The organism is Streptomyces sp. NPDC053079 (assembly GCF_044546695.1).
In the GTDB taxonomy this organism is placed as follows: Bacteria; Actinomycetota; Actinomycetes; order Streptomycetales; family Streptomycetaceae; genus Streptomyces.
In genome coordinates, this window is sequence record NZ_JBITZJ010000004.1 from 511,352 (window position 1) to 537,894 (window position 26,543).

The window sequence follows — 26,543 nt, forward strand, 5'->3', positions numbered from 1 at the left end:
CAGTCTCCTTCATGCATGAATTCGCGTACTGCGGCAATCCTGCCGCCCCGACACCGCGCGGATCCGCTAAGGTGTGCCTAAGTTAGGTACGCCTTACTGGCGCGACAGCGGTACGCCTCTCGGCAGATATCTCGATGTCGAGATAACTCTAGTACATCGCTGCGAAACGGTCATGCCCAGATGGGCCGAGCGTGCGCCGAAGCCGTCAGGCCTGCCCGGCGAGGTCCTGCTCCACCTCACGCACGAACGCGGGCACCCGGCTGTTCAGCAGCTCCACCGGAATGCCGTGCCCGGCCCCCGGCACGATCTCGGTCCGTACGTCCGGCATGAGGGCGCTCGCCCGGGCCTCGGCGCGGCGGGCGTCATGGACCGCGCTCTCGGCACCGAGCATGATCAGGGCCGGCGTCTTGAGGGAACGCAGTTCCTCGTCGCTCATGGACGGCGGCGGCAGCAGCCGCACGCGGTGGCCGCGTATCGCCTCCAGGGTCAGCTCCGTCTGGTCCTCCTCGACCTCCGCGGCCACGCCGGTCCCGCCGACGAGCCGGGTGATCCAGCGGCGCTGGAAGTTCTCCCCGCCGGGCAGGAGACCGGCGATGGCCCCCAGAACGAAGCCCGCCCGCAGCGGCGCGAGGGCGCGCGGCGGGTCGTAGGCGCTCACGGAGACGACGCGGCCGGGGAACCGTACGGCCTGGTTGAGCGCCACCCAGCCGCCGTACGAGTGGCCCACGAGGTGCGCCCGCTCCAGGCCGAGCCCGGCGAGGACCTCCTCCAGCCAGGCGGCCGTGTCGTCCTGCGTGGTGATCGGCGCGGTCTGGGTGCTGTACCCCGGCTCCCCCACCCGGTCGACGGCCAGCACGGTCCGCCCTTCGGCGAGCGCGGCCACGTGCGGCGCCCACTCGGCCGGGGTCGCGCTCTGCCCGTGCAGCAGGACGACGGGAATGCCGTCGCCGGTGCCGTAGGAGTACACGCGCGTGGTCCCGAAGCGGGTCTCGACGTCGCGTTCCCCGCGCGGCTGCGGCCAGTGCGCCATGGCCCGGTCGTAGGCGGCGAGTACGCGCGTGCGCGCCGCGTCATCGGCGAAGGAACTGATCTTGCCGGCCATTGCCGTGCCTCCCCGTTCAGGCGGCCTCCCTCGCGGCCGCCGGTGACCCGATCTTCGCAGGGGGGCGGTTCCGCGCTTCGGTCGGGGGTGGTTCACCTGTACGAGTGGCGGGGGCGCTCAATCCCGGTGCCTCCAGGACGGTTTGCGGTAGACCCGAGGCAGTCGTCATGCTGCAGCCACCATGTCCGCGGGAGGACCGAATGAGCGCACAACCTCACTCCTACGCAGCCGACGACCCCGAAACCGCGCTGAAGTACGCGATCCAGCACATCAAGGGAAACCGGGTGCAGATCGTGGAGGGGATCATCGAACCAGTGTCGCCAACCTGGGGTCATGAAAAGGCCATCACCAGAATCCGTAGGCAGATCGAGCCGACGACGGACAAGCTGGGCTGCGTGATTGGCGCAGGAAATGTCGACCTTCCTGGCACCGCCAATTGGTACGTCCCTGATATGGCCGTTGTGCCAGAAGAACTTGAGGACGCCGAAGCGGTGGTCCCCGATCAAACCCTGCTCATCGTCGAAGTCACCTCCGACTCCAACGGCGACACGGACCGGGTCGTCAAGCGCCGCCGCTACGCCGAGTACGGCGCCCCGCTGTACCTCATCGTGGACCGTCAGGAGCACACCTGCACCCTGTTCAGCGCGCCAAGCAGACTTGGCTACTCGCAGACGCAGGGCCCACTTCCCTTCGGCACTCCCATCCGCCTCCCCGCCCCCTTCAACCTCGATCTCGACACCTCAAAGTTCGCAGCCCGCACCTGACGGCTCAGCCCGAAGCCAGCCCCGTCCGTACCAGCTCCACCACCTCGTCGTCCGACATGCCCAGCGCCCGCGCGTCCGCGATCAGCTCGCGCAGCCCCTCGACCAGCCGGGCCCGTACGGGGGGAGCCGCACCTGCGGTCACGACCGCTCCTCGTCCGCGGCGCAGTTCGATCAGGCCCTCCTCGCGCAGGCGTTGGTAGCCGCGCAGGACGGTGTGGACGTTGACGCCCAGGGAGTCGGCCAGGGCGCGGGCGGCGGGGAGGCGTTCGCCGGGGTGGACGGAGCCGTCGGCGATGGCGCCGCGGACGGCGGCGGCGATCTGGTCGCCGAGTGGGAGCGGGGAGCCGGGGTCGAGGCGGATGAGCACGTCAGGTCCCGGCGTCGGCGTGGTCGCGGGCCCGGGCGGCGAGGGCGTCGAGCAGCGCGGCGGCGGTGGCCGCGTCGTCGACGGTGACGACGAATTCGCTGCCGGTGGTCAGCCTGGCGACGATGGCCTCCCCGGAGCGCAGGACGAGGCCGCTGCGGCCGGGTACGACGCGGTAGCCCCAGCCGCCGAGGTCGGCGAGGGCGTCGATGTGCCGGCTGGTGGCGGATTCGATGCGGGCGAGCGGGATGCGCAGCCTGGGGCGGGGCAGCCAGGGCAGGTGCGCGCTCAGCCCGTGCCGGTCGACGGTGACGCGGGCGGCGGAGAAGGCGAAGGTCACCAGTCCGCCGATGAACAGGCCGACGCCGGCGCCCCAGCCGGCGAGGAGACCGAGGGCCGCGCCCGGCAGGGCGAGGGCCAGGCCGACTACGCGCAGGGGGCGGGAGCCGATGGACCGGGTCCAGGTCGCGGCCTCCCCCTCGCGGAGCCCGAGGCGGGGTGCGGCGGGGCCGGCATCCGGCTTTCGCGCAGCCGGTACGTCCCGGCCCGCGAGCAGCCACCCGAGGGCGCCGGCCGCCGCGGCGACGGCCAGGGCGACACCCAGTTGCCACAGGGGGAGCCGGGCGGCTTCACCGGATCGGCCGGCGCGCGCGTTGTCGAGGACGAGCGCGCAGAGGAGGTAGCCGAGGAACCCGGCGAGGCCGTATCCGAGAGCGACCAGGGCTCTCGTGCGCCCCTGCCCGATGCCGTAGGCGAGCCCCGCGAACACGGCGGCCGGTACGAGCAGCAGTGCGAGAGCGACATACGGGAACGAGCCCAGGGCGGTGTAGCCGTCCGCGTGACCGGCTCCGGAGAAGTGGGTGGCCATGGGGTCGGGAAGGCGGTCACGACGTGGCAGAAAGGTCGTCAGAAAGGCGGCGGTGGCGAGGAGATAGGCGGCGGCGACGAGCGGCGCGGGGCGCCGGACCTTCGCAAGTGGTGGGGACACGTTCATGACACCTCCAAGTTGTTCGCATAGTAGTAGAAGAAGTGGGGAAGCATGGCGCGAGGGGCGTTAATCTCATATCTGAGATACCGTCTGTCCCATGACAGACGCCTACCTCGGCCGCATCGGCAAGCTCATCCGTGACGCCCGGCAGCACCGCGGCTGGACTCAGTCCCAGCTCGCGGACGCGCTCGGCACGAGTCAGAGCGCGGTCAACCGCATCGAGCGGGGAAATCAGAACATCAGTCTTGATATGATCGCCCGCATCGGAGAGGCGCTCGACAGCGAGATCGTCTCCCTCGGCTACGCCGGTCCGATGCATCTGCGCGTCGTCGGCGGCCGCCGCCTCTCGGGCTCCATCGACGTCAAGACCAGCAAGAACGCGTGTGTGGCGCTGCTGTGCGCCACGCTGCTCAACGCCGGCCGCACGACGCTGCGCCGCGTCGCGCGGATCGAGGAGGTCTACCGCATCCTCGAGGTCCTCGCCAGCATCGGTGTCCGGCACCGCTGGATCAACGACGGCAACGACCTGGAGATCGTCCCGCCCGCCGAGCTCGACCTGGCCGCGATGGACACCGAGGCCGCCCGCCGCACCCGCAGCGTCATCATGTTCCTGGGCCCGCTGCTGCACCGCATGGACCACTTCAAGATCCCGTACGCCGGCGGCTGCGACCTCGGCACCCGCACGGTCCAGCCGCACATGACGGCCCTGCGCCACTTCGGCCTGGAGATCACGGCCACGGACGGCACGTACCACGCCCAGGTCAACCGTTCGGTCGCACCCACCCGGGCGATCGTGCTGACCGAGCGCGGCGACACGGTCACCGAGAACGCCCTGCTGGCAGCCGCCCGCCACGCCGGCGTGACCGTCATCCGCAACGCCAGCTCCAACTACATGGTCCAGGACCTCTGCTTCTTCCTGGAGGAGCTCGGCGTACGGGTCGAGGGCGTCGGCACCACGACGCTGACCGTGCACGGCGTGGCCACCATCGACCGTGACGTGGACTACGCGCCGTCCGAGGACCCGGTGGAGGCCATGAGCCTGCTGGCCGCCGCGGTGGTGACGGAGTCGGAGCTGACGATCCGCCGGGTGCCGGTGGAGTTCATGGAGATCGAGCTCGCCGTCCTGGAGGAGATGGGCCTCGACCACGAGCGCAGCGCCGAGTACCGCGCGGACAACGGCCGCACCCGGCTGCTCGACCTGACGGTGCGCCCCTCGAAGCTGCGGGCGCCCATCGACAAGATCCACCCGATGCCGTTCCCGGGCCTGAACATCGACAACGTCCCGTTCTTCGCGGCGATCGCGGCCTTCGCCCAGGGCCAGACCCTCATCCACGACTGGGTTTACGACAACCGCGCCATCTACCTCACCGACCTCAACCGCCTCGGCGCCGACGTCAAACTCCTCGACCCGCACCGCGTCCTGGTCGAGGGCCCGACCCGCTGGCGCTCGGCCGAAATGATGTGCCCGCCGGCACTGCGGCCGGCGGTGGTCGTGCTGCTGGCGATGATGGCGGCGGAGGGGACGTCGGTGCTGCGCAACGTGTACGTCATCAACCGGGGGTACGAGGACCTGGCGGAGCGGCTGAACTCGGTGGGGGCGCAGATCGAGACGTTCCGGGATATCTGACGCCGTCAGATAGGAGTGACGTTCAGTCGCCTCAGCCAGCTGCCTGAGGTTGTCGGTTCGACGCGATAAAGCCCCGGCGGGCGCCCGTAAGAGCACCCGCCGGGGCTTTATCTAATGCGGCTCACGATGAGCCTGATTCATCCTTTACGCCGACCACCAGGCCGGTGACATGCTGATGGCCCAAACGTCACCCACCTGCTCCTGAGTGGGGTCGCCCGGATCGATATCGCCGCACCCGTAGGGATCGACCTCGGCAACTACGAAAATCCTTGCACCCGACTCGGACACCCGATAGCGATTAACATCGCCCGTCGTTGACGCATCATTGTCCGGCTCGATGGAGTACCCCAGACGCATAATTTGCGAACGCAGCTCATCGAAACGTACCCGATGAGCAAAATCCCCGTACACGTCTTTGAGAGTTTGCGGCACAGCCGTCTCGCCACCAACCATACGGTGCACCTGCACGCTGATGCTCATGCATGGCCACGCGCCCTCGTCCTCCTGGAACAAAAGCTCCACGAGTCCGTAGTCACGGCTTATGAGGCCCTGCGACCTGTTGTCCAGGTAGCCGGCCCCAAGTTTCGCTTCCCATTCGGCAGACTGGGCGCCGATGCCTACTCCCAGAACATCGCCACGAGTGGCAATGTGGGCATAGAAGTCCAGATCGGACATCTACATTTTCTCCAATGCCTCGATCAAGGCCTTCAGCTCTTCCGTCCGGTCCTCCTTGAAGTTCCAGTCAGGCTTCCGGCCCTCCTTCATAGCCTTGGCACTGTACTCGTACTTCTCCTTGGCTTCCCTCGTGACCCTGAGCAGGTCCGCGCGCATCTTCGGACTCGACTTGAGCTTCTCGATGACGAAGTCCACCTGCTTCGCCGAGGCGTAGCCCTTCGATGAGCGGAACGGCAAGCCCATGATGCCGCCCTTCCCGTCCGGGCGAATCAGAACCTCCATGTCATCCATCATGTTGACATGGGCGCCCTTCTGTACCCAGTCCGGGGCCAGCACAGCCACACGCCTGATCAGAACGCTGCACGCCTTGTCCTTCTTGGCGTTGTGCACCAGTACGGCTGCGGATCCAGCAGCAACGTAGTAGGTATGGAGGAAATCGACGGTGAGGTTGTAGACCGTGCGGGCCTCGGTCCAGGCGCGGGTGCCGACGACCTCTCGCATCTCACCTTCAGGGGTACGGAGACGGTAACCGGCCTTGAGCTCGGCGGCATCTATCCAGCGATGCTGGTTTTCCACCCAGAACGGGTGATTGCCCGTGGCGGTAACTGTGTTAGTTACGTTCCCGGCTCTGCCGTCGTTGTAGACGGTGATCTCAACCAGATTCTTCCGACCCGAACCGATGATCACATCAGTAACCGTCCGCGCCTCGGTCTTCCCAGTTACAGGCTCGGTAGCCAGAACCTTCTCTCCGATGCGGACATCCTTGATCGGCTTTTGCGTACCATTGGCCATCAGTACCGGAGTTTCCGGCACGAAACTGTTGTCCGGGTCAACCTCCTCCACCGCGCACTCTGCAGGAAGGTTCCGGAGCTTTTCAATGATTTCCTGGCCCTTTTTGACCAGCTTCTTCGCCGCAGCGGACTCTTCAAGGATCTTACCGATGCCCGCGAGACGCTTGATGGCCTTGGCGATCTCGGGGAACATCTCGATGGCCCTCGCGGCCTTGCTCCACGGGAGATTATTTACCAACGCCCACAGGCACGCCTCAACGTTGCCCTCGCTGTAGCACTTCTGAATATTCTCAACGTCGAAGAACTGCTTGAGGGCATCAGCGCCAATTTCCGTCAGGAGGTCAGAGAAATCTTTGCTCGAAAGCTTTCGAGCCTTCTCGAAAGCGTCGGGAGACATACCGAAATATTCGAGCGCCTGCTCTTGATCCCAAGTCAGCTCGGAGGCGCCGCTCTTACCAGCATTGGCGGCTTCCTCGCGGGCCTTGCGCTGCCGCTCCTGGTACTCCGCCTCGGCCTGCTTGGCTACCTCGTCCGCCTGCTTGGCGTACTTGAGGGCGTTGTTGGCCGCCTCCTTCGCCGACTTGGCGTGGGATTCGGCGGACTCGGCGAGCTTGCCCGCGGCGACGGCGTCCTCCTTCGCCTGGGCTGCTGCGCCCTGGGCGACGGTGGCCTCGTGCTCGGCCAGGTCGGCTGCGCTGCTGGCCGCGGCCGCGTGGCCCTCGGCCTCGGAGGCGGCGCCGCGGGCGCGGGCTGCTTCGGCTTCGGCCTGGTTGGCGGCCTGGCGGGCGGCGGCTGCGTCCGCGTAGGCCTGGTTGGCGGCCTGGCGGGCGAGCTTGGCGTCGGCCTGGGCCTGGGCGTCGGCCTCGTTGGCGCGTGCCGCTGCGGCTCGGGCCTTGGCGCCGTCCGCTGCGGCTTCGGCTGCGGACTTCATGGCTGCGGCAGTGGAGCGTGCGGCGTTCGCGGAGGAACGCGCCGCGTCTGCTGCGGCCTTGAAGGCCGGGGCGACCTGGGCGTTGGCGCGCTTCGCGGCCTCCTCGGCGGCGTCGGCGGCCTTGACCGCCTCGTTCGCCTTGGCCTCGGCCGAGGCGACCTGCTCTTCACCCATCTCCTGCGCGGCAGTGGCCACCGCCGCGGCGAAGTCCGCGTCGACGTCACTACCGGAGAAGGGAGCGGTCAGCTGAATTGCGGTGTTGGCCGGGTCGGCGATGCCTGCCGCCGTGGAACGGGCCGCCGTGGAGGCCTGGACCGCGATGCCGGCCTGGAGCCTGGCCATGGCCGCTTCGCGGACCGCGCCTTCGGCTTCGTCCTTGGTGCGGTTGGCTGCCTGTAGGGCCTGGTTGGCCTCGATCGCGGCCAGTCCGGCCAGACGCGCTGCCTCGTGAGCTGCGATGCCCGCGCGGGCTTCCTGCGCGGTGGCCTCAGCTGCCTTGACGTTGGCGCGCTGCGCCGCCGCATGGGTAGCAGCGGCCTCGGCCTCGGCCTTCTTCGCGGCAGCATTCGCAGCAGCGGCAGCCGCCTCAGCCGCGTTCGCCGCAGCGTTGGCGCGGGCGGCATGCGCGGTGGCTTCCGCCGCCGCGGCCCGTGCCCGAGCGGCCGCGCCCGCAGCCTCAGTTGCCGCAGAGCGCGCCCGGATCGCCGCACCACTGGCTGTATCAGCGGCACCCTGGGCCTCGCCGGCTGCCGCGCTGGCGGTGTCAGCATCCGCACGCGCCGCAGCCGCCGCGGTCTGGGCTTCCACGGAATATGCGGTGCCCTTAGCCGCAGCCGCCATCGAGGCGGTGGCCTGGGCCCGAGCTAGTGCCGACTGTTCGTGCTTCTTGGCCTCGAGCCCCGCGCGGTAAGCGTCGCGAGCCTTGGTCTCCATGCCGCGGGCGTTCTCGTCCGCCTTGGCGGCGATACCTTCCTGCTCCTCGGCATCCGCACGCGCCGCAGCCGCCGTAGCCGCAGCCGCCGTAGCCTCCGCCCGCGCCGCCGACGCCGTACGGGCCTCGGCCTCCGCACGCGCACGCGCCGCCGCGGCGATGTCGCGCTCGCGCTCGGCCCGTGCCCGGGCCGCGGCGGCGAGGTCGCGCTCGCGTTCGGCGATCTTGCGCTGTTCGGCGGCTATCGCCGCCTGGCGCTGGGCCTCGATGCGGGCCTCGCGGGTCTTGCGGGCGTGCTCCCAGGCCTCCTTCTCCGCCTGCTCGGCCGCTATGCGCGCCGCCTTGGCGCGGCCGGCCGCGTCTGCGGCGATCTTGGCCTGCTTGTCGGCGGCCTCGGCCAGCTTCGCGGCGGCCTTGGCGTGCTCCTCCGCGTTGGCGCGCCACTGCTTGGCCTGCTGCTCGTGCAGCTCGGCCGCGTTCTTGGCGTTCAGCCCCTTGGCATCGGCCTCGGTGGCGTCCACCGCGTGCTGCGCGGTCTCGCCGGCCTTGACCGCCGCCTCCGCCGCTGCGGCGATGCCGGAGGCGACCTCGGACCACTGGGTGCCGTAGGTCAGGCCGGTCTCCACCAGCACATCGGCCTGCACCTTGGCCTGCGCTGCCGCGACCTTGGCCTGCCTGGCCGCCACGTTGGCGTTCTCGACCTGGCGGGCGACCTCGGCCTTGACGTTGCCGTAGTCGGACAGGCCCTTGCCGGCCCGGTCGGCCGCGAGCATCCGGTCGGCCTCACGGGATTGCGCGGCAGCCGACGTCATCGCGTTCGAGGCGTTCTTCAGCGCCTTGACCGCGTCACCGTGGGCGGCGATCAGCTTCGTACGGGCCTCAGCGGCGCGGGCGGCCTTCTCGGCCAGCTGCCGCAGCTTCTCCGCTGCTTCCTGCGCTTCCTTCTGGGCCTTCTCGTGGGCGGCCCGGGCGTCGGCGTCCTTCTGGGCGGCGACCTGGTAGCCCTTTTCGAGGAATTCCTCGATCTTGGCGTTGTCGTTGGTGTCCAGCGCCGCCTGGGCGGCCTTCTTCACCTCAGGACCGCCGGAAGCCGCCAGCATCTCCACGCGCTTGCGGAGCTCCGCGGCGCGCTTCTCGGCGTTTTCCTTGTCCTTGTTGTCCCGCTGCTTGGCGATCTCGGCGCCGAAGGCGAGGAAGTCGGCCCGGTCCTTGGCCGTGCCCTTCAGAACTCGCTCGACCTCGGCGTTGAAGAACGCACCCCCCTTGCCGCGCATCGCCTCGATCTGCTGGCGATTCTTGACGTCGGTGCCGTCACGCTTCTCCGCGGCACGCCGACGGGCCTCGGCCTCACCCTTCTCCAGGAACTCCCGGATCGCGTTCGGGTCGCTGCTCTCCAGGGCCTTCTTGGCGGCCTCGCGGACTTCCTCTTCCTCGTCGAACTCCGCGAAGTCCGCCACCAGCTGCCGGTCGCGTTCCGCGCTGACCTTGTCCAGCTCGGTCCGCGGAGCGGGCGCCGCCGCGGGGGCCGGCTTCGGCAGCGAGGCGGCCAGACGGTCCAGCGTGGCCAGCGTCTGGGCCTTCGACGCCGCCTCGGCGCGCGCCGCCGTCGCGGCGGTGGCCTCCCCGGTCGAACCACCCAGGATCGCCACGGCGACCGCCGTGGACACGACCGTTCTCATTACTCCGGCTACGTCACCACGTAGCCGTCCGGCCCTCGGCCGGAATCTACCCATCACGGGAAGAACCCCCATTGAAATCGAACAGAAAAATGCCCCTGCCCCCTGTTGACCGGGCAGGGTGCTCGCAATCGGCCGGCCCGCAGGTCAGGCGGGCCGGCCGAGACGTACGAGGTCGATCAGCCCTTGACGCGGCTCTCGCCGTTCCGGGCCTGGTCGAACATGGCCTTCCAGTACTCGGCCGACTTGAGCGACTCGGCCTGCTCCTGGGCCCAGGTGTCCTGGTTGGCCTCGGCCGGCTGGGCGATGTTCTTCCACAGCTCGTCCGAGGATTCCTTGGCGGCCTTGGCGATGTTCTGCCAGTTCTCCATCTGGGCCGTGGTGGCGGCCTGTTCGGCCTCCCACGCCTTCTGTGCGGCGGCGGAGTGCTCGGACACGGCCTTCCAGGCCTGTTCGGCCTCGACCCTGGCCTTCGCGGCGTCGGCCGCGCCCTTCACGGCCTCTTCGGCCGCCACGGCCTGCTTGATCAGGAGGGACAGGGTGTGGTGCCGCAGCGTCTCCGCGTCCGCGACGCGCATGCGGTAGCTCTCCAGGTCCAGCGTTCCGCCGGTCACCCAGCCGTAGCCGTAGAACTCCACGACGTCCGCGTCGACGGCACCGGGGCGCAACGCCCACTGCGCCGCCACCCGTACCTGCTCACCCGGGTCGTGCTCTGCGATCGCACGCACGAAGTCGCGGTCCTGGGCGGCGACTTCCCGCTTGTGCTGCGCGTCGGCTTCCCGGACGACCCGGTCGCGCTTCTGCGCCTCGGCGTAACCGGTCTTGACGAACGTCGCCTGGTCGGCGGCCGTTCCCTTCAGCGCGCGCTCGGCCGCGGCCCGCACCTCGGGAGAGAACTCCTTGGTGTGCGTGGCCACCACCCGCTCGCAGAACGCCTTGTTCCGGGCCCGGGTGTCGCGGGTCCGCTGCTTGGCGGCGTCATAGCCGCCACCGGGCGCCATCCACTCGGCGATCGCGTCGTCCCCGCGGGAACTGCGCAGGGCGTTCCACGCCGAGGTGCGCACCTCGGCGGGCAGCCGGGACTTCGCCATCTTGAGCACCCAGTTACGGGCTTCCTCGGCCGCCGCGGCCTTCGCGAGCGCGGCCTGATCGGCCGGCTGATCAGCCGAGACGACGGTCGGAACCTGTGCGTCGGCGAAGGCCGGGGCCCCCGCCACGAGCGCGCCTCCACCGGCAAGCATGCCGACCGTCAACGCCTGCGCGACCCACCACTGACGATTCACTTCAGGCCCCCTCAAAAAATCTAGAACTTCACTGCAGTGGTCCCACTCGCAGAAGGACAGCGCCGTGCTTCACGACGCTGTCCCTCGACGACGTTCAGGTCACTTGACCGGCTGGATCTGCCACAGCTGTGCGGCGCTCTGGTTGCAGTACCACTGCTGCGCCTTCGTGCCGTTGTTGTCCTTGGCGTCGGCGATGTCCAGGCAGCGGTCCTCGGTGTGCGTGGGACGCAGCTGGTGGAGCTTCTTGACGGGGTCGACGAGGACGATCTGCCAGCGCATGTTCTTGGCGTTGACGCACGACCACTGCTGGACGGGGGCGCCGACCTTGGTGGCGCTGTTCTCGACCTCGAGGCACTTGCCGCTGGCCACGTTCCGCAGCTCGAAGGAGGAGTCGGCGACGGGAACCGCACGCCACTTCTGGGCGTCGCTGCCGTTGCAGTTCCACTGCTGTGCGCGCACGCCGTTGTCGGCCTTGCCGCCGTCGATGTCCAGGCACTTGCCGCTGTGCGCGGCCTTGAGCGTGACGACCGTGTCCGGCATGCCCTCACGGGCGCGGGCCTCGAGCATGTCCGCGTTCGCCTGGTTCGCGGCCTCCGCCACGGCAGCGGCGATTTCTTCGGGAGAGGGCTTCCCGTCCGCGTACGCGGCGGTCGCGCCGCCCGCCAGTACGGCGAGGCTGGCCCCGATGGCCAGCGTGGCTCGGACGATCCGAGACATCGTGTGTGATCCGTTTCTTCTCGAAAGTCAGGGGTGCCCGGTGGAGCGGGCACGGTTTTCGCGCATGCGGGCGCCGAGCCGGTCGCTGCGTGGCGATCGGCTCAGCGGCGTCCGGGGTGCGTCAGGCGGCCTTGGCCGGCAGGATGCGCCAGCGCTGGGCGGTGGTGCCGTTGCAGTACCACTGCTGGGCGGTCGCGCCGTCCTTGGCGCTGGAGTCGCTGATGTCCAGGCAGCGCTCGGGGGTGTGCGTGGGACGGATCTCGTACAGCTCCTTGGCGACGTCGACCATCACCAGCTTCCAGCGCTGCTGGGGCTGGCCGACGCACCACCACTGCTGGGCGTTCGATCCGGCCTTGGTGCCGGCGTTCTCCACTTCGAGGCACTTGCCGCTGTGCTTGGCCTGCAGCTGGAAAGTGGCCGAGCCGGCGGAGGCCAGCTCGAAGAGCTGGTTGTCCGCGTCGTCGGCGCACTTCGACTGCACGGCGCCGGCACCGTTGCGGAGGCTGCCGTTCGCGATGGTGAGGCACTGGCCGCTGTGCTCGACCTGCAGCTGCACGGCGGTCGTCCCGGGCGTGCTCTCGTCCGCGTGGGCGGTGGTGACGCTGCCTGCCAGCGCGGCGACACTGGCGCCGACGGCCAGCGTGGCTCGGATGATCCGAGACATCGGGGTGTTCCGTTCTTCTTAAAGTTCTGAAGGTGTGGACTCGGCGGGGAGCGGTCAGCCCGCGAGGGGGGTGGCGAGCTTCCAGGTGGCGTCCTGGGCGAAGTTCTCGGCGGTGTCCTGGCGGGTCTTGCCGCTCTTGTCGGCCGCGTAGAGGTCGCCCCAGAAGTGGCGCAGCCAGCGGCCGGGCTGGCTTGCCGACTCGAAGGACGTCCCGGAACCGGTCAGGCCCTTGCGGGCGCACCAGGTGGCGTCCTTGGCGAACTGCGCACTGGCGTCATTGGCGGACATCCGTACCCGGAGGTCCTTCTGCGTCAGGTAGTAGCCGGGCTTGCGGGCCGACTCGAAGGAGTAGCAGCCGGGCTGCTGCTTGGTCAGCGAGTCCACGACGACCCAGGTGGCGTCCTCACGGTCGGCCGGCTTGTTCTTGGCGGTGACGGGTGCGACGAAGGCCTCCCCGCCGTCCACGGTGGACTGGCGGATGTACCAGCCGGCCTGCTTGCCGCCGCTGGGCGTGAGGGACTGGCGCTTCGCGCGGTACTGGCTGTCGTCCTTGAGGAAGTTCACGACGTCCTCGTCGCTGCCGGCCAGCGCCTTCTTCGCCGTGGCCACCAGGTAGGGGTTCATCCCCGTCTTCTCGGCCGCGGCCTGGATCTCCTGGGCGTGACGCCGGTTGGCATCCGCGATCTTCTTGCGGCGGGCCTCGTCGTCGCGCTTGTAGGCCTGCTCGGCACCGGTGTGGATGAACTGCTTCCACTGCGCCGCGTCCGAGCTGAGCACCGCCTTCTGGCCCGCGGCGTAGAGCTCGGTGTTCTGGGCGTCACCGGTGGTGGCGCGCAGCAGCTCGCGGATGAAGTTGTCGTCGCTGAGGGCGAGGGTGGCCTCGGAGGGCGAGATGCCGAACAGCGCCGCGGCGTTCTTGCGGGCGGCCAGCTCCTTGCGACGCTCGGCCTCCTCGCGGTTCTTCTTCTCGAGCTCGATGAGGTCGTTCGCCACGTCCCGATTGTGGGCCTCGCGGGCCCCGTTGGCGATGAACTCCCGCCAGGCGGCGGCGTCCCCGGCCAGCGCGCGTGCGGCGGCGTCCTTGACCTCCCGGCCGGAAGCGTCGTGCTTCATGACGGCACGGACGAAGTTGTCGTCACTGAGGCCCAGCAGGTCCGGGCTGCTCGGGATCCCCACCGCGATCAGCGCCTGGGACTTGGCGAGGCGGGCGGCGCGCTCGGCGTCGGCCCGGTCCTTCTCCCGCTGCTTGTCGAGCTCGTACGCCTGGTGGATGCCGGTGGTGATGAACCTGACGTGGTCGTCGGCGGAACCGCTGACCATGGCCTCCTCGGCGGCCAGGCGCACCGACTCCAGGGTCTGGCCCGCGTCCCTGGCCTTCTGCCACAGCGCGTGGAGGAAGTCGCGATCGCTGAGGAGGAGCACCTCCGGGCTCGGGTCGAGCCGGACCACGGCCGCCGCGTCGACACGCTGCGTGTCACTGGTCCCGATACCGGCTGCCGCGGCGACCGCGTCCGACGGCTTGGCGACGGCGGTGCCCGGTGCGGCGACGCCGGCGACCGCGGCCAGCGCGGTGGTGGCCACGATTCCGCGCGTGATGACTCTCCGCATGCGCACGGAGTTGGCCTGACTCTTCTTCATTCTGTTTTCGGTTACCCCTCTTGCGTCCCCGCACGCAGTTCCCGATGTGTGCGGGGTGGTCGAAGGCGAAGTCTTGAAGATTCACCGGATAGGAGTCAAACCGGACGAGTGAGATATGATCTACATTCAGCTCGCCTTTTCACCCGAGCATCGGTTTGCTATTGACGCTCACGGCGTCGTCCGCACCGCCCGACCACCGCCTTACGCAGGCAGAACGAGTCCGGACGGGCCGTCACGCCGCGCCGCTCCGCATCGATTACGAGAGCCAGGTTCGGTGGCACTTCCACAGCACGGGAAATGGCCGGCACTCAATCAGCTCCGCCACGGTCTGGCCGCACTCCTGACGCCAGGCTTGAACACCGTGACAATCTCCGTCACATGCTCCCAGGAACACTGAACTGCCGAGCGGCGGACTGGGCTTGCCGCCCACACCGAGAGTAATCAGCACGAGCGGAGCCTGACGCTCCATCACTCGCCGTGCCTACGCGCGTCGTTCGCCCATCCCATCCCGCCCATTGCCGCGCCCCGATCCCATGCCTACACTGCGACTGACCGAGCGGTCAGACAACTCACCGCACGGTCAGCCAGCCGACCGAGGGGAGCGGAAGCGGTGGAACGTACGACGTGCTGTGTGGTGGGCGGCGGTCCGGCCGGGATGATGCTGGGGCTGTTGCTCGCCAGGGCCGGTATCGAGGTGACCGTGCTGGAGAAGCACAAGGACTTCCTGCGGGACTTTCGCGGGGACACCGTCCATCCCTCGACGCTGCGGCTGCTCGACGAACTCGGCCTCGGAGAACGCTTCGCTCGGCTGCCGGTCCGTCGGCTGGACCGGATGCGGATGTACATCGGCGACGTGGTCGTGCCCCTGTCGGATCTGCGCCGCATCCCCGGTCGGCACAAGTACATCGCCATGGTCCCGCAGTGGGACTTCCTCGACCTGCTCGCGACCGCCGCCGCGGAGGAGCCCTCCTTCACCCTGCGCATGCGCACCACGGTCACCGGGCTGCGGACCGAAGGGGGCAGGGTGACCGGTGTGCGGTACGTGGCCGAGGACGGTACGGACGGTGAGATCGCCGCGGACCTCACGGTCGCGTGCGACGGCCGTGACTCGCTGGTCCGCGAGGCGGCGGGATTGACGCCCGACTCCTTCGACGTCCCGATGGACGTGTGGAACGTCCGGGTGCCGACCCCGCCCGGCGATGCCTCCAAGGACGGTCGCGTCTTCATGCGCGCCCTGGGACGGCAGCTCGCGGTCACCCTGGACAGGGGCACGTACTACCAGGTCTCCTACCTGATCGGGAAGGGTACGGACGCGGAGCTGCGGGCCAGGGGCATCGGGTGGTTCCGCGACCGGATCGGTGAACTCTTCGGCTGGGGGCCCGAGGTGACGGAGGCGATCGGTTCCTGGGACGACGTGAAGCTGCTGGAGGTGACGATGGGCAGGCTGCCGCGCTGGTACCGCCAAGGGCTGCTGTGCATAGGGGACTCGGCCCACACCATGTCGCCGACCGGTGGCGTCGGGGTCAACCTCGCGGTGCAGGACGCCGTGGCGGCGGCCCGCATCCTCGCCGCTCCTTTGCGGCGCGGCACGCTCCGCTCCCGCGACCTCGCGCGGGTGCAGAAGCGGCGGGAGCTGCCGACGGCGTTCATCCAGGCGACGCAACGCGGCGAGCACGAGGCCCTGTTGCGACCCGCCCTCGCCGGCACCCTCGATCCCGGCCGGCTTCCGCTGCCCTTCCGGCTGCTGCGGACGGTGCCGCTGCTGCCCACGCTGACCGGATACCTCGGCGGGGTCGGGATACGCCCCGAGCGGGCGCCCGCCTTCGCCCGGGCATGAGAGGTGACGTCAGTCCCGGCGTTCGATCGCGTTCAGGGTGAAGGTCACCAGCTCGTCGGCCGCGGCGTCGAGGTCGAAGTCGGGGTGGACGAGCCAGTAGGAGATGACGTTGTCGATCGCGCCGCCGATGGCCAGCGCCGTGGTCCGCGTGTCGAACGCGCGCAGCCGGCCCGTCTCCTGGCCCGCGGCCAGCAGCCGGGCCAGGGCCTGCCAGCGGTCGTGGGTGTCGTGGGAGCCCGGCGTCTTGAGCCGGGTGCCGCCCTTGTCGTCGAGCAGCATCTCCGTGATCACCCGGACGTGGCGGCGGTTGGCCTGCTGGTAGGAGATCATCGCGCGGACGTAGGCGACGACGGCGGCACCCGGGTCCGTCTCCCGCTCGACCCGCTCGGTCACGTACGCGAGGAACTGGTCCAGCACATGGGTCAGCGTCGTGCGGTCCAGGTTGTCCTTCGACGTGAAGTGGTAGAGGACGGCCGCCTTGGATATCCCGGCCGCCTCGGCGATGGCCGCCAACGAGGTCGACGGGTAGCCCCTGTCGGCGATGAGGTCGATGGCGCACTCGACGATCTGCTGCCGCCGGGCGCGCTCGGTGAAGGTGAGCGTGCCGGGATCGGCACTCCGACGAGAAGCCATCGAAACGCCACCCTTTGCCTGTTCGCGAACACCGATATGCCGTCGAAACCGTACACCGGCCCGGCCCGGCGCGTCCCGTCACGGCAGCACGGCCACCCCGTCCAGCTCCACCAGGGCCTCCTCGTCCCAGAGCCGGGTCGTGCCGACGACGGCCATGGCCGGGTAGTCGCGGCCCGCCAGGCGCCGCCAGATCCGGCCCAGTTCGGGGGCGTACGAGCGGTACGCGCCGACGTCGGTGGCGTAGACGGTCACGCGGGCCAGGTCGCGGGGTTCGCCCCCGGCGGCGCGCAGGGCGGCCAGGAGGTTGCCCAGGGCCCGTTCGAACTGTTCCGGGAGGGGGCCGGGCACGATCCTGCCGCCGGCGTCGAGCGCGGTCTGGCCGGCGAGGAAGACCAGGCGGCCGCCGGTGACGGTGACGGCGTGGCTGAAGCCGGTGGGCGGGCAGAGCCCGGCGGGGTTGACGCGTTCGAGGGTCATGGGCGCGGGCTCCTCGTCGCGGAGGGGTCGGTGGGTGGCTCGCCGGTGCGCGCCGCGCCGCTCGCCCGGTAGAGCTCCTTCGCGATGATCGTGCGCTGGACCTCGGTGGCGCCCTCGTAGATCCGCGGTGCGCGGACCTCGCGGTAGAGGTGTTCGAGGAGGTGGCCGTGGCGAAGGGCGCGGGCGCCGTGGATCTGGACGGCGGCGTCGACGACGTACTGCGCGGTCTCGGTGGCGAAGAGCTTGGCCATCGCCGAGCGGCGGGCGATGCCCGGCTCCCCCGCGTCGTACGCCGCGGCCGCCGCGTACACGAGCAGGGCGGCGGCCTCGGTGCGGGTGGCCATCTCGGCGAGCTGGTGGGAGACGGCCTGCAGGTTCTTCAAGGGGCCGCCGAAGGCGTGGCGTTCCCCCGCGTGGGCCAGGGCCGCGCCGAGGGCCGCCCGGGCCATGCCGACGGCGAAGGCGCCGACGCTCGGCCGGAAGAGGTCGAGCGTGCTCATGGCGACGCGGAAGCCGCCGCCCACCTCGCCGATGACGTCGTCCGGGCCGGCCGGGACGGCGTCGAAGGTGAGGGCGCCCACGGGGTGCGGGGCGAGCATCTCCAGCGGATGCCCGCCGAGGCCGGGGCGGTCGGCGGGCAGCAGGAAGGCGGTGACGCCGGTGGCGCCGGGGGCCGGTCCCGTACGGGCGAAGACGGTGTAGAGGTCGGCGTCGGGGGCGTTGGAGATCCAGCACTTCTCGCCGGTCAGGCGCCAGCCGTCGGCCGTGCGCTCGGCGCGCAGCTCCAGCGCCGCCGCGTCGGAGCCCGCGCCCGGCTCGCTGAGCGCGAAGGCGGCGACCGCCCGGCCCGCGACCACCTCCGGCAGCCACCGTGCGCGTTGCGGCCCGGTGCCGTACCGCAGCACCGGGTACGCGCCCAGGCCCTGGAGTGCCAGGGCCGTCTCCGCCTCCGTGCACTCCTGGGCGAGCGCTTCGCGCAGCAGGCACAGGTCCATGGCGCGTGCGGAGCCGCCGCCTTCGGGGCCCCCGTAGGGCAGGACCCGGGCCGTCAGGCCCAGCTCGCCCAGCGCCGTGACCAGCGGCCGGTTGACGCGGCCGGGGGCTCCCTCGCCGGCCAGGGGGCGCAGCTCGCGCGCGGCGAGCGCGCGCAGCTCCGCACACCACTTGCGCTGCTCCCCGTCCAGTGTGAACGGTGTGGTCACCTGGCCCGCCTTCCCGCGCCCCTGCTATCGCGCTCTGTTGACTGCCGTCACCAACTCGCTACGCTGACAGTGGATCCGTGTCGCTGGCAAGACCCCCGTTCACCTCCCCATTCCTCCCCGGCGAGGGGGCACATCCGCGATGGAGCTCAACCGCTCGGCGCACGTCGACACCTTCTCGCGTGACCATCTCCCGGCCCCCGGGCAGTGGCCGGATCTCCGCTTCGACCTCCCGGGCTCCCCCGGGCTGCACTACCCGGACCGGCTCAACTGCGGCGCCGAGCTGCTGGACGCGACGATCGGGCGGCTGGGCCCCGCCCGGCCCGCGGTGCGCGACGGCGCCGGGCACGTGTGGTCGTACGGCGAGCTCAAGGCCAACGTCGACCGGATCGCGCACACGCTCACCACCGACCTGGGTGTCGTGCCCGGCGACCGGGTGCTGCTGCGCGGGCCCACCACGCCCTGGCTCGCCGCCTGTTGGCTCGCGGTGATGAAGGCCGGCGCCGTGGCCGTGACCGTGCTGGCCGCGCAGCGTCCCGGCGAACTGGCCGCCGTCTGCGCGATCGCCCGGGTCCGGCACGCCCTGTGCGACACCCGATCGGCCGACGACTTGATCAAGGCGGCGGTGCCACACTTACGGATTACGCTGTTCGGCGGCGATGCTCCCGACGACCTTCTGCGGCGTTCGGCGAAAAAACCCACATCCTATGTGGCGTTGGACACCTCCGCCGACGACGTCGCGCTCATCGCCTTCACCTCCGGCACCACCGGACGCCCCAAGGGCTGCCTCCATTTCCACCGCGACGTCCTCGCCATCGCCGACACCTTCTCGGCGTGCGTCCTGCGGCCGCACCCGGACGACCTCTTCGCCGGCAGCCCCCCGCTCGGCTTCACCTTCGGGCTCGGCGGCCTCCTCGTCTTCCCCCTGCGCGTGGGCGCCTCGACGCTGCTGACCGACTGGGGCGGCCCCGCACGGCTGCTGTCCGACATCCAACGCCACCGCGTCAGCGTGCTGTTCACCGCGCCGACCGCCTACCGCGCCATGCTCGGCGAGCTCGGCGCGTACGACACCTCCTCGCTCCGCAGATGCGTCTCGGCGGGCGAGCACCTGCCCGCGGCCCTGTGGCACGACTGGCGGCGCGCGACGGGGCTGCGCGTCATCAACGGCATAGGCGCCACCGAGATGCTGCACATCTTCATCGCCGCGGCTGACGACGCCATCCGCCCCGGCACGACCGGCGTGCCGGTCCCCGGCTACGAGGCACGCGTCCTGGGCCCGGACGGCCGGACCGTGCCCGACGGCGAGCCGGGGCTGCTGGCCGTGCGCGGCCCCACCGGCTGCCGCTACCTCGCCGACCAGCGACAGGCCGCGTACGTACGCGACGGCTGGAACCTCACCGGCGACACCTACGTCCGCGAACCCGACGGCCACTTCCGCTACATAGCCCGCGCCGACGACATGATCGTCTCGGCCGGCTGCAACGTCGCCGGGCCCGAGGTCGAGGAGGCCCTGCTGCGCCACCCGGACGTGCTGGAGGCGGCCGTGGTCGGCCGCCCCGACGAGCGGCGCGGGGAGATCGTCGTCGCCCACGTGGTGCTGCGGGCCGGGGTGCCGCGCACCGGGGAAACGGTGCGGCGGCTGCGGGAGTTCACCAAAAAGGAGATCGTTCCCTACAAGTGCCCTCGCGAGATCGTGTTCCACGACGGCCTGCCCCGCACGCCCACCGGCAAACTGCAGCGATTCCGGCTGCGCGACGGCGCTTTACAGTTTCCCCGTGACTGACCAGCAACCGCTCCACACCCCCGGGTCCCTCATCGTCACCTTCTACGGCGCGTACGGACGCGGTAGCGTCGACGCCCCCGCCGGCCCGGTGCCGATCGCGGCCCTGATCCGGCTGTTGGGCGCGGTGGGCGTGGACTCGCCCTCGGTGCGGTCCGCCGTCTCCCGGCTCAAGCGGCGCGGCCTGCTCGTCGCGGACCGCACGGCCGACGGCGCCGCGGGGTACGGACTGTCGGACGCCGCCCGGCAGCTGCTGGACGACGGCGACCGCCGCATCTACGGCCGCCCCTCGGCGCGACCGGGCCACGGCTGGCTGCTGGCCGTCTTCTCGGTCCCCGAACAGGAGCGGCACAAGCGCCATCTGCTGCGCTCCCGGCTGGCCCGGCTGGGCTTCGGCACGGCCGCGCCCGGCGTGTGGATCGCCCCGGCCCATGTGCACGAGGAGACCCGCCACACCCTGCAGCGGCTCGGACTGGCCGACTACGTCGACCTGTTCCGGGGCAGCCACCTGGGATTCGAGCCGACGGCCGAGGCGGTGGCCCGGTGGTGGGACCTGCAGGCGCTGGCCCGGCAGCACCGGGCGTTCCTGGACACCCACGAGCCGGTGCTGCGCCGCTGGGCGCGCCGTAAGCCGGTGCCGCCGGAGGCGGCCTACCGCGACTACCTTCTGGCGCTGGACTCCTGGCGGCGGCTGCCGTACGCCGACCCGGGCCTGCCGGCGGCGCTGCTGCCGGAGGAGTGGCCGGGCGGGCGGGCGGCCCGGGTCTTCGCGGCGCTGCACTCGCGGTTGCGGGACGCGGGGGCGCAGTTCGCGGCGGTCGGGCCGGCGTAGGGCACGTGGGCGGGCAGGGGCGCGAGGCCCTCACGCGCTCCGCCCCGTCGGCGGCTTGCGGCTGCCTGCCCGGTACTGGACGGGCCAGGGCGCGCCCGGCCCCTCGTAGCCCTGTTCCGCCGCCGCGTGGAGGGTCCAGTTCGGGTCGTACAGGTGCGGGCGTCCCAGGGCGCACAGGTCGGTGCGGCCCGCCAGGATCAGGGAGTTGACATCGTCCCACGACGAGATGGCGCCGACGGCGATCACCGGGACGCCCGCCTCGTGCCGGATGCGGTCCGCGAAGGGCGTCTGGTACGAGCGTCCGCGGTCGGGCCGCTCGTCGTGGACGACCTGGCCGGTGGAGACGTCGACGGCGTCGGCGCCGTGCTCGGCGAAGGCGCGGGCCACGGCGACGGCGTCCTCGGCGGTGGTGCCGCCCGGCGCCCAGTCGGTGGCGGAGATCCTCACCGTCATCGGCCGCTCGGCGGGCCACACGGCCCGCACGGAGTCGAAAACCTCCAGGGGGTAGGCGAGCCGGGCGGCGAGGTCGCCGCCGTAGGCGTCGTCGCGGTGGTTGGTGAGCGGGGAGAGGAAGCTGGAGAGCAGATAGCCGTGTGCGCAGTGCAGTTCGAGGAGGTCGAACCCGGCGCGCGCGGCGGCTTCCGCGGAGCTGACGAACTGTTCCCGGATGGCGGCGAGTTCCGGGACAGTCAGGGCGTGCGGGGTCTGGCTGACGCCGGGCCGGTAGGGAAGCGGTGAGGGGGCCACGAGGGGCCAGTTGCCCTCGGGGAGCGGCTCGTCCATGCCGTCCCACATCAGGCGGGTGGAGCCCTTGCGTCCGCAGTGGCCGAGCTGGACGCCGATGGCGGTGCCGGGGGCCCGTTCGTGGACGAAGCCGGTGATCCGGCGCCAGGCGCTCTCGTGTGCCGGCGTGTACAGGCCCGCGCAGCCGGGCGTGATGCGGCCCTGCGCGCTGACGCAGACCATTTCCGTCATGACCAGGCCCGCGCCGCCGAGGGCGCGGGCGCCGAGGTGGACGAGGTGGAAGTCGCCGGGTGTGCCGTCGACGGCTGTGTACATGTCCATCGGGGAGACGACGACGCGGTTGCGCAGGGTCAGGCCGCGCAGCCGGAAGGGGGTGAACATCGGCGGCGTGCCGGGCGGGATGCCGGCCTCGGCCTCGACGGCGGCGACGAAGCCCGGATCGCGCAGGCGGAGGTTGTCGTGGGTGACGCGGCGGCTGCGGGTGAGGAGGTCGAAGGCGAAGCGGCGCGGTGGCCCCCCGACGTGGAGCGCGAGGTTCTCGAACCACTCGAGGCTGGCGCGGGCGGCGCGCTGGGTGGACTCGACGACCGGCCTGCGCTCGGCCTCGTACGCCGTGAGGGCCCCCGCCACCGTGGGGGCGTCCTGGAGGTGGCCGGCGAGGGCGAGGGCGTCCTCGACGGCGAGTTTGGTGCCGGAGCCTATGGAGAAGTGGGCGGTGTGGGCGGCGTCGCCGAGCAGGACGGTACGGCCGTGGGACCAGCGCTCGTTGACGATGGTGCGGAAGGCCGTCCAGGCGGAGCGGTTGGAGCGCAGCGGGCGGCCGCCGAGGAGCTCGGCGAAGTACGCGCCGCAGCGGTCCGCCGCGGCGTTGTCGTCGTCGCGGTCGAAGCCGGCGCGGCGCCAGACCTCCTCGCGCATTTCGACGATGACGGTGCTGGCCCGCGGGCCGAAGGGGTAGGCGTGGAGCTGCATGAGGCCGTGCTCGGTGTCGGCGATCTCGAAGCGGAAGGCGTCGAGGGCGAAGTCGGCGGCGAGCCAGATGTAGCGGCAGCGGTGGTGGGTGAGGGTGGGGCGAAAGAGGTCCCGGTGGCTGTCGCGGGTGCGGCTGTTGACGCCGTCGGCGGCGATGACGAGGTCGTGGGAGCGGGCCAGTGCGGCGGCGGGCGGCGCCTCGGTGCCGAATCTCAGGGTGACGCCGAGCGCGCGGCAGCGCTCCTGGAGGATCGCCAGCAGCCGGTGGCGGCCGAGGGCGGCGAAGCCGTGGCCGCCGGAGCGCAGCACGGTCCCCCGGTGGACGACGTCGATGTCGTCCCAGTGCACGAACTCGCGGCTGAGCGCGGCGTACACGGCCGGGTCGGCGCTCCGGATGCCGCCGAGGGTCTCCGCGGAGAGGACGACGCCGAAGCCGAAGGTGTCGTCGGGGGCGTTGCGTTCCCAGAGGGTGACCTCGCGCCGGGGGGCGAGGCGTTTGAGGAGGGCGGCGGCGTAGAGGCCGCCGGGCCCGCCGCCGATGACCGCGACCCGTGCGGCCGCCGTCATCGCCCCTGCCACTCGGGGGGCCGCTTCTCGGTGAAGGCGGCGTGGAACTCGGCGTAGTCGGCGCTGTTCATGAGCAGGGCCTGGGTGGCGGCGTCCAGCTCGACGGCGGCGGCGAGCGGCATGTCGAGTTCGGCGGTGAGCAGGGCCTTGGTCTGGGCGAGGGCGAGGGCGGGGCCCTCGGCGAGGCGGCGGGCGAGGGCCTGTGCGGCGGCGTGGGCCCCGCCCTCGTCGGCCGGCTGGCTGATGAGTCCGATGCGTTCGGCCTCGGAGGCGCGGACGGGCTCGCCGAGCATCAGCAGCCGGGTGGCGTGGCCGAGGCCGACGACGCGGGGCAGGAGGTAGGCGGCTCCCATGTCGCCGCCGGAGAGGCCGACCTTGGTGAAGAGGAAGGCGAAGCGGGCGGTCGGGTCGGCGACGCGGAAGTCGGCGGCGAGCGCGAGCACGGCGCCGGCGCCGGCCGCGACCCCGTGCACGGCGGCGACCACGGGGAAGGGGCACTCCCGCAGGGCCCGTACGGTCTGGCCGGTCATGCGGTTGAAGTCCAGGAGGCGGCCGGTGTCCATGGCGAGGGTCGCGCCGATGATCTCGTCGACGTCGCCGCCGGAGCAGAAGCCGCGCCCTTCGCCGCCGAGCACGAGGGCGCGCACCGAGCCGTCGCGGGCGAGTTCGGGAAGGAGGTCGCGCAGGTCGGCGTAGGCGCCGAAGGTGAGGGCGTTGAGCTTGTCGGGGCGGGCGAGGGTGACGGTGGCGACGCCGGAGTCGAGGGTCAGGCGCAGGTGCCGCCATTCCTCGGTGCGGGACGCGGAGCCGGTGAACGGACTCATGGAGCACGGCCTCCTTCAGCCGGGGGGCTGGTGCCTGCCCGGTGAAGTTATCACCGCTACGTGACCGTCGTCACGAGTGCGCGATAGGGGTCAGGCCCTGTCGCGCACTCGTGGGGCGGGGGCGTCGCGGGTCCGGCGTGGGTCCGTGCGGACGTCGGCTCAGTCGGCCAGGGTGGCCACCAGGATCGCCTTGATGGTGTGCATCCGGTTCTCGGCCTCGTCGAAGACGACGGAGTGCACCGACTCGAAGACCTCGTCGGTGACCTCCAGCGAGGTCAGCCCGTGGCGCTCGTAGATCTCGCGGCCGACCGTGGTGCCCAGGTCGTGGAAGGCGGGCAGGCAGTGCAGGAACTTCACGGCCGGGTTCCCGGTGGCGCGCAGCACGTCCATGGTGACGGTGTACGGGGCGAGCAGGGCGATGCGGGCGTCCCAGACCTCCTTGGGCTCGCCCATCGACACCCAGACGTCGGTGGCGACGAAGTCCGCGCCGCGCACGCCCTCGGCGACGTCCTCGGTGAGCGTGATCCGGGCGCCGCTCGTCTCCGCCAGCCGGTGGGCGCGGGCCACGACCTCGGGGGCCGGCCAGAGCTCCCGGGGGCCCACGATGCGGACGTCCATGCCCAGGAGGGCGCCGGTGACGAGGTAGGAGTTGCCCATGTTGTAGCGGGCGTCGCCGAGGTAGGCGTAGGCGACGTGGTCGAGCGACTTGGCGGTGTGCTCGGTCATGGTGAGCACGTCGGCGAGCATCTGAGTGGGGTGCCACTCGTCGGTGAGGCCGTTGTAGACGGGCACGTCGGCGTAGGCGGCGAGCTCCTCGACGATGTACTGGCCGTGACCGCGGTACTGAATGGCGTCGTACATCCGGCCGAGCACCCGCGCGGTGTCCCGGACCGACTCCTTGTGGCCGATCTGGGAGCCGGCCGGGTCGAGGTAGGTCGTATAGGCCCCCTGGTCCGAGGCGGCGACCTCGAAGGCGCAGCGGGTGCGGGTGGAGGTCTTCTCGAAGACGAGCGCGATGTTGCGACCCTGGAGTCGGCGCTCCTCGGTGCCCGCGCGCTTGGCGGCCTTGAGCTCGGCGGCCAGCTCGATCAGGCCGTGGAACTCCTCGGCGGTGAGGTCCGTCTCCTTGAGGAAGTGACGGCCCTTGAGGTTTGTCGCCATGGGATGGGCTCCTAGGTCATCAACAGTGCGGCAAAAATGGAAGTCTATACGACCACTCGCATCAGTATGCAGATGGGTCTCGTGGGTCAGGAACCGGGTACCGGATCCCGCTCGACCGGACAGCTCATGCAGCGCGGACCGCCCCGGCCCCGGCCCAGCTCGCTGCCGGGGATGGTGATGACCTCGATGCCGTGCTTGCGCAGGAAGGTGTTGGTCGTCGCGTTCCGTTCGTAGGCAACCACCACACCCGGCTCTATGGCCAGCACATTGCATCCGTCGTCCCACTGCTCCCGCTCCGCGGCGTGGACGTCCTGCCGGGCGGTCAGCACCCGGATGGAGTCCAGGCCCAGGGCGGCGGCTATCGCGCGGTGCATGTGCTCCGGCGGGTGGTCGGTGACCTTCAGCTCGCGCTCGCCGACGCCGGGCTCGATGGTGTACGAGCGGAGCATGCCCAGGCCCGCGTACTGGGTGAACGTATCGCCGTCGACCATGGTCATCACGGTGTCCAGGTGCATGAACGCCCGTCCCTTGGGCATGTCCAGCGCCACGATCGTACGGGCCGACCCCGCCGCGAACAGCCCGCGGGCCAGCATCTCCACCGCCTGCGGCGTGGTGCGCTCGCTCATCCCGATCAGCACCGCGCCCTCGCCGATGACCAGGACGTCGCCGCCCTCGATCGTCGACGGGTAGGCCGCCTGGCCCTCGCACCAGATGTGGAAGCCGCCCTGGGCGAAGAGCGGGTGATGGCGGTAGACGGCCTCGTAGTGCACGGTCTCGTGCCAACGGGCGGGCCAGCGCATGGCGTTGATGGACACCCCGTCGTAGATCCATGCGGAGGTGTCCCGGGTGAAGAGGTGATTGGGCAGCGGGTTGAGCAGGAAGTCGTCCTGCTCCATCACATGGAAGCGGACGGAGACCGGCTCGGCGTGCCGTGCGAGGAACTCGCGCTTGGTCATGCCCCCGACGAGCCAGGAGGTCAGCTCCGGCACGGGCATCCCGTCGAAGGCGGCCCGCAGGTGGTCGGTGGCCAGCGGGCCGTACTCCTTCTCGTCGAAGACCCGGTCCAGGACGATCGCCCGGGCGAGGGGGTCGCGCAGGCTCTCCTCCAGCAGGTCCTGGAAGAGGTGCACCTCCACACCGCGCTCGCGCAGCACGTCGGCGAAGCCGTCGTGCTCGGCGCGGGCGCGGCGCACCCAGAGCACGTCGTCGAAGAGGAGGGCGTCCTTGTTGGACGGTGTGAGCCGCTTCAGCTCCAGGTCGGGGCGGTGCAGGATGACGCGGCGCAGCCGCCCGGCCTCGGAATCGACATGGAATCCCATCTTCCCATCCTGACCTGAACGTGCCGTGATCACTCGGCACGCGGGGC

At 70.9% G+C, this 26,543-nt stretch carries 21 protein-coding genes; 5 read left to right on the plus strand and 16 right to left on the minus strand.

Annotation, left to right across the window (positions count from 1 at the left end):
• Positions 1-205 precede the first annotated feature (205 nt).
• Positions 206-1,102 carry an alpha/beta fold hydrolase gene (locus tag ACIGXW_RS18095; protein WP_399573892.1) on the minus strand — a complete coding sequence of 299 codons (897 nt, stop codon included), beginning with the start codon at positions 1,100-1,102 and terminating at the stop codon, positions 206-208.
• A 200-nt stretch (positions 1,103-1,302) separates the two neighbouring features.
• Between ACIGXW_RS18095 and ACIGXW_RS18100 the strand changes: the two genes are divergently transcribed.
• A complete protein-coding gene (locus ACIGXW_RS18100; RefSeq protein ID WP_399573893.1) occupies positions 1,303-1,866 on the plus strand; it encodes a Uma2 family endonuclease in 564 nt (187 codons plus the stop codon).
• 4 nt (positions 1,867-1,870) lie between these two features.
• Here ACIGXW_RS18100 and ACIGXW_RS18105 read toward each other — a convergent pair whose 3' ends face one another.
• The gene (locus ACIGXW_RS18105; RefSeq protein ID WP_399573894.1) at positions 1,871-2,233 is read right to left on the minus strand and encodes a GntR family transcriptional regulator; all 363 of its coding nucleotides are present in this window, start codon (positions 2,231-2,233) and stop codon (positions 1,871-1,873) included.
• Between the two features lies 1 nt (position 2,234).
• Positions 2,235-3,218: a hypothetical protein gene (locus ACIGXW_RS18110; protein WP_399573895.1), complete on the minus strand. Its 984-nt coding sequence runs from the start codon at positions 3,216-3,218 to the stop codon at positions 2,235-2,237.
• A gap of 97 nt (positions 3,219-3,315) precedes the next feature.
• Between ACIGXW_RS18110 and ACIGXW_RS18115 the strand changes: the two genes are divergently transcribed.
• Positions 3,316-4,845: a UDP-N-acetylglucosamine 1-carboxyvinyltransferase gene (locus tag ACIGXW_RS18115; protein WP_360910554.1), complete on the plus strand. Its 1,530-nt coding sequence runs from the start codon at positions 3,316-3,318 to the stop codon at positions 4,843-4,845.
• A 144-nt stretch (positions 4,846-4,989) separates the two neighbouring features.
• On the opposite strand, the gene ACIGXW_RS18120 is transcribed toward ACIGXW_RS18115, so the two are convergent.
• The 6 genes from ACIGXW_RS18120 to ACIGXW_RS18145 all read right to left on the minus strand — a co-directional run bounded on the left by ACIGXW_RS18120 (position 4,990) and on the right by ACIGXW_RS18145 (position 14,151).
• Entirely contained in the window at positions 4,990-5,520 is a 531-nt protein-coding gene (locus ACIGXW_RS18120) for a hypothetical protein (protein WP_399573896.1), read from the minus strand.
• Positions 5,521-9,840 (minus strand): polymorphic toxin-type HINT domain-containing protein, encoded by a 4,320-nt coding sequence (locus ACIGXW_RS18125; protein WP_399573897.1) that lies wholly within the window; start codon positions 9,838-9,840, stop codon positions 5,521-5,523.
• Positions 9,841-10,028: 188 nt separating this feature from the next.
• A complete protein-coding gene (locus ACIGXW_RS18130) occupies positions 10,029-11,132 on the minus strand; it encodes a hypothetical protein (RefSeq protein WP_399573898.1) in 1,104 nt (367 codons plus the stop codon).
• Positions 11,133-11,231: 99 nt separating this feature from the next.
• Entirely contained in the window at positions 11,232-11,849 is a 618-nt protein-coding gene (locus ACIGXW_RS18135; RefSeq protein WP_399573899.1) for an RICIN domain-containing protein, read from the minus strand.
• A gap of 121 nt (positions 11,850-11,970) precedes the next feature.
• A complete protein-coding gene (locus ACIGXW_RS18140) occupies positions 11,971-12,513 on the minus strand; it encodes an RICIN domain-containing protein (protein ID WP_399573900.1) in 543 nt (180 codons plus the stop codon).
• 54 nt (positions 12,514-12,567) lie between these two features.
• Positions 12,568-14,151 (minus strand): AbfB domain-containing protein, encoded by a 1,584-nt coding sequence (locus ACIGXW_RS18145; RefSeq protein ID WP_399573901.1) that lies wholly within the window; start codon positions 14,149-14,151, stop codon positions 12,568-12,570.
• A 610-nt stretch (positions 14,152-14,761) separates the two neighbouring features.
• Between ACIGXW_RS18145 and ACIGXW_RS18150 the strand changes: the two genes are divergently transcribed.
• Positions 14,762-15,988, plus strand: a complete 1,227-nt coding sequence (locus tag ACIGXW_RS18150; RefSeq protein WP_399573902.1) for an FAD-dependent oxidoreductase — start codon at positions 14,762-14,764, stop codon at positions 15,986-15,988.
• 9 nt (positions 15,989-15,997) lie between these two features.
• Here ACIGXW_RS18150 and ACIGXW_RS18155 read toward each other — a convergent pair whose 3' ends face one another.
• From ACIGXW_RS18155 to ACIGXW_RS18165, 3 genes are all read right to left on the minus strand, one after another.
• Complete coding sequence (locus tag ACIGXW_RS18155) at positions 15,998-16,621, minus strand: TetR/AcrR family transcriptional regulator (RefSeq protein WP_399573903.1); 624 nt, start codon at positions 16,619-16,621, stop codon at positions 15,998-16,000.
• A gap of 78 nt (positions 16,622-16,699) precedes the next feature.
• Positions 16,700-17,098: a RidA family protein gene (locus tag ACIGXW_RS18160; protein WP_360910572.1), complete on the minus strand. Its 399-nt coding sequence runs from the start codon at positions 17,096-17,098 to the stop codon at positions 16,700-16,702.
• Positions 17,095-18,300, minus strand: a complete 1,206-nt coding sequence (locus tag ACIGXW_RS18165; RefSeq protein ID WP_399573904.1) for an acyl-CoA dehydrogenase family protein — start codon at positions 18,298-18,300, stop codon at positions 17,095-17,097. The genes ACIGXW_RS18160 and ACIGXW_RS18165 overlap by 4 nt, the downstream gene beginning before the upstream one ends.
• Before the next feature lie 139 nt (positions 18,301-18,439).
• On the opposite strand from ACIGXW_RS18165, the gene ACIGXW_RS18170 reads away from it, so the two are divergent.
• Both ACIGXW_RS18170 and ACIGXW_RS18175 read left to right on the plus strand, forming a co-directional pair.
• Positions 18,440-20,080, plus strand: a complete 1,641-nt coding sequence (locus tag ACIGXW_RS18170) for an AMP-binding protein (protein WP_399573905.1) — start codon at positions 18,440-18,442, stop codon at positions 20,078-20,080.
• On the plus strand, positions 20,073-20,909 hold the full coding sequence (locus ACIGXW_RS18175; protein WP_071963392.1) for a PaaX family transcriptional regulator C-terminal domain-containing protein: 837 nt from the start codon (positions 20,073-20,075) through the stop codon (positions 20,907-20,909). The genes ACIGXW_RS18170 and ACIGXW_RS18175 overlap by 8 nt, the downstream gene beginning before the upstream one ends.
• 30 nt (positions 20,910-20,939) lie before the next feature.
• Here ACIGXW_RS18175 and ACIGXW_RS18180 read toward each other — a convergent pair whose 3' ends face one another.
• The 4 genes from ACIGXW_RS18180 to ACIGXW_RS18195 form a co-directional block, all read right to left on the minus strand.
• Positions 20,940-23,192, minus strand: coding sequence for a bifunctional salicylyl-CoA 5-hydroxylase/oxidoreductase (locus tag ACIGXW_RS18180; RefSeq protein ID WP_399574059.1), 2,253 nt, complete (start codon positions 23,190-23,192; stop codon positions 20,940-20,942).
• Positions 23,189-24,016, minus strand: a complete 828-nt coding sequence (locus tag ACIGXW_RS18185) for an enoyl-CoA hydratase family protein (protein ID WP_399573906.1) — start codon at positions 24,014-24,016, stop codon at positions 23,189-23,191. The genes ACIGXW_RS18180 and ACIGXW_RS18185 overlap by 4 nt, the downstream gene beginning before the upstream one ends.
• A 159-nt stretch (positions 24,017-24,175) precedes the next feature.
• Entirely contained in the window at positions 24,176-25,177 is a 1,002-nt protein-coding gene (gene argF / locus ACIGXW_RS18190) for an ornithine carbamoyltransferase (protein WP_399573907.1), read from the minus strand.
• 86 nt (positions 25,178-25,263) lie between these two features.
• A complete protein-coding gene (locus ACIGXW_RS18195) occupies positions 25,264-26,496 on the minus strand; it encodes an arginine deiminase (protein ID WP_399573908.1) in 1,233 nt (410 codons plus the stop codon).
• Positions 26,497-26,543: the final 47 nt, after the last annotated feature.

Bases quoted from the DNA above. Each gene is read 5' to 3' on its own strand.
- ACIGXW_RS18095 (WP_399573892.1), bottom strand. From the start codon at position 1,102: ATGGCCGGCAAGATCAGTTCCTTCGCCGATGACGCGGCGCGCACGCGC.
- ACIGXW_RS18100 (WP_399573893.1), top strand. From the start codon at position 1,303: ATGAGCGCACAACCTCACTCCTACGCAGCCGACGACCCCGAAACCGCG.
- ACIGXW_RS18115 (WP_360910554.1), top strand. From the start codon at position 3,316: ATGACAGACGCCTACCTCGGCCGCATCGGCAAGCTCATCCGTGACGCC.
- ACIGXW_RS18120 (WP_399573896.1), bottom strand. From the start codon at position 5,520: ATGTCCGATCTGGACTTCTATGCCCACATTGCCACTCGTGGCGATGTT.
- ACIGXW_RS18135 (WP_399573899.1), bottom strand. From the start codon at position 11,849: ATGTCTCGGATCGTCCGAGCCACGCTGGCCATCGGGGCCAGCCTCGCC.
- ACIGXW_RS18140 (WP_399573900.1), bottom strand. From the start codon at position 12,513: ATGTCTCGGATCATCCGAGCCACGCTGGCCGTCGGCGCCAGTGTCGCC.
- ACIGXW_RS18145 (WP_399573901.1), bottom strand. From the start codon at position 14,151: ATGAAGAAGAGTCAGGCCAACTCCGTGCGCATGCGGAGAGTCATCACG.
- ACIGXW_RS18155 (WP_399573903.1), bottom strand. From the start codon at position 16,621: ATGGCTTCTCGTCGGAGTGCCGATCCCGGCACGCTCACCTTCACCGAG.
- ACIGXW_RS18160 (WP_360910572.1), bottom strand. From the start codon at position 17,098: ATGACCCTCGAACGCGTCAACCCCGCCGGGCTCTGCCCGCCCACCGGC.
- ACIGXW_RS18170 (WP_399573905.1), top strand. From the start codon at position 18,440: ATGGAGCTCAACCGCTCGGCGCACGTCGACACCTTCTCGCGTGACCAT.
- ACIGXW_RS18180 (WP_399574059.1), bottom strand. From the start codon at position 23,192: ATGACGGCGGCCGCACGGGTCGCGGTCATCGGCGGCGGGCCCGGCGGC.
- ACIGXW_RS18185 (WP_399573906.1), bottom strand. From the start codon at position 24,016: ATGAGTCCGTTCACCGGCTCCGCGTCCCGCACCGAGGAATGGCGGCAC.
- argF (WP_399573907.1), bottom strand. From the start codon at position 25,177: ATGGCGACAAACCTCAAGGGCCGTCACTTCCTCAAGGAGACGGACCTC.
- ACIGXW_RS18195 (WP_399573908.1), bottom strand. From the start codon at position 26,496: ATGGGATTCCATGTCGATTCCGAGGCCGGGCGGCTGCGCCGCGTCATC.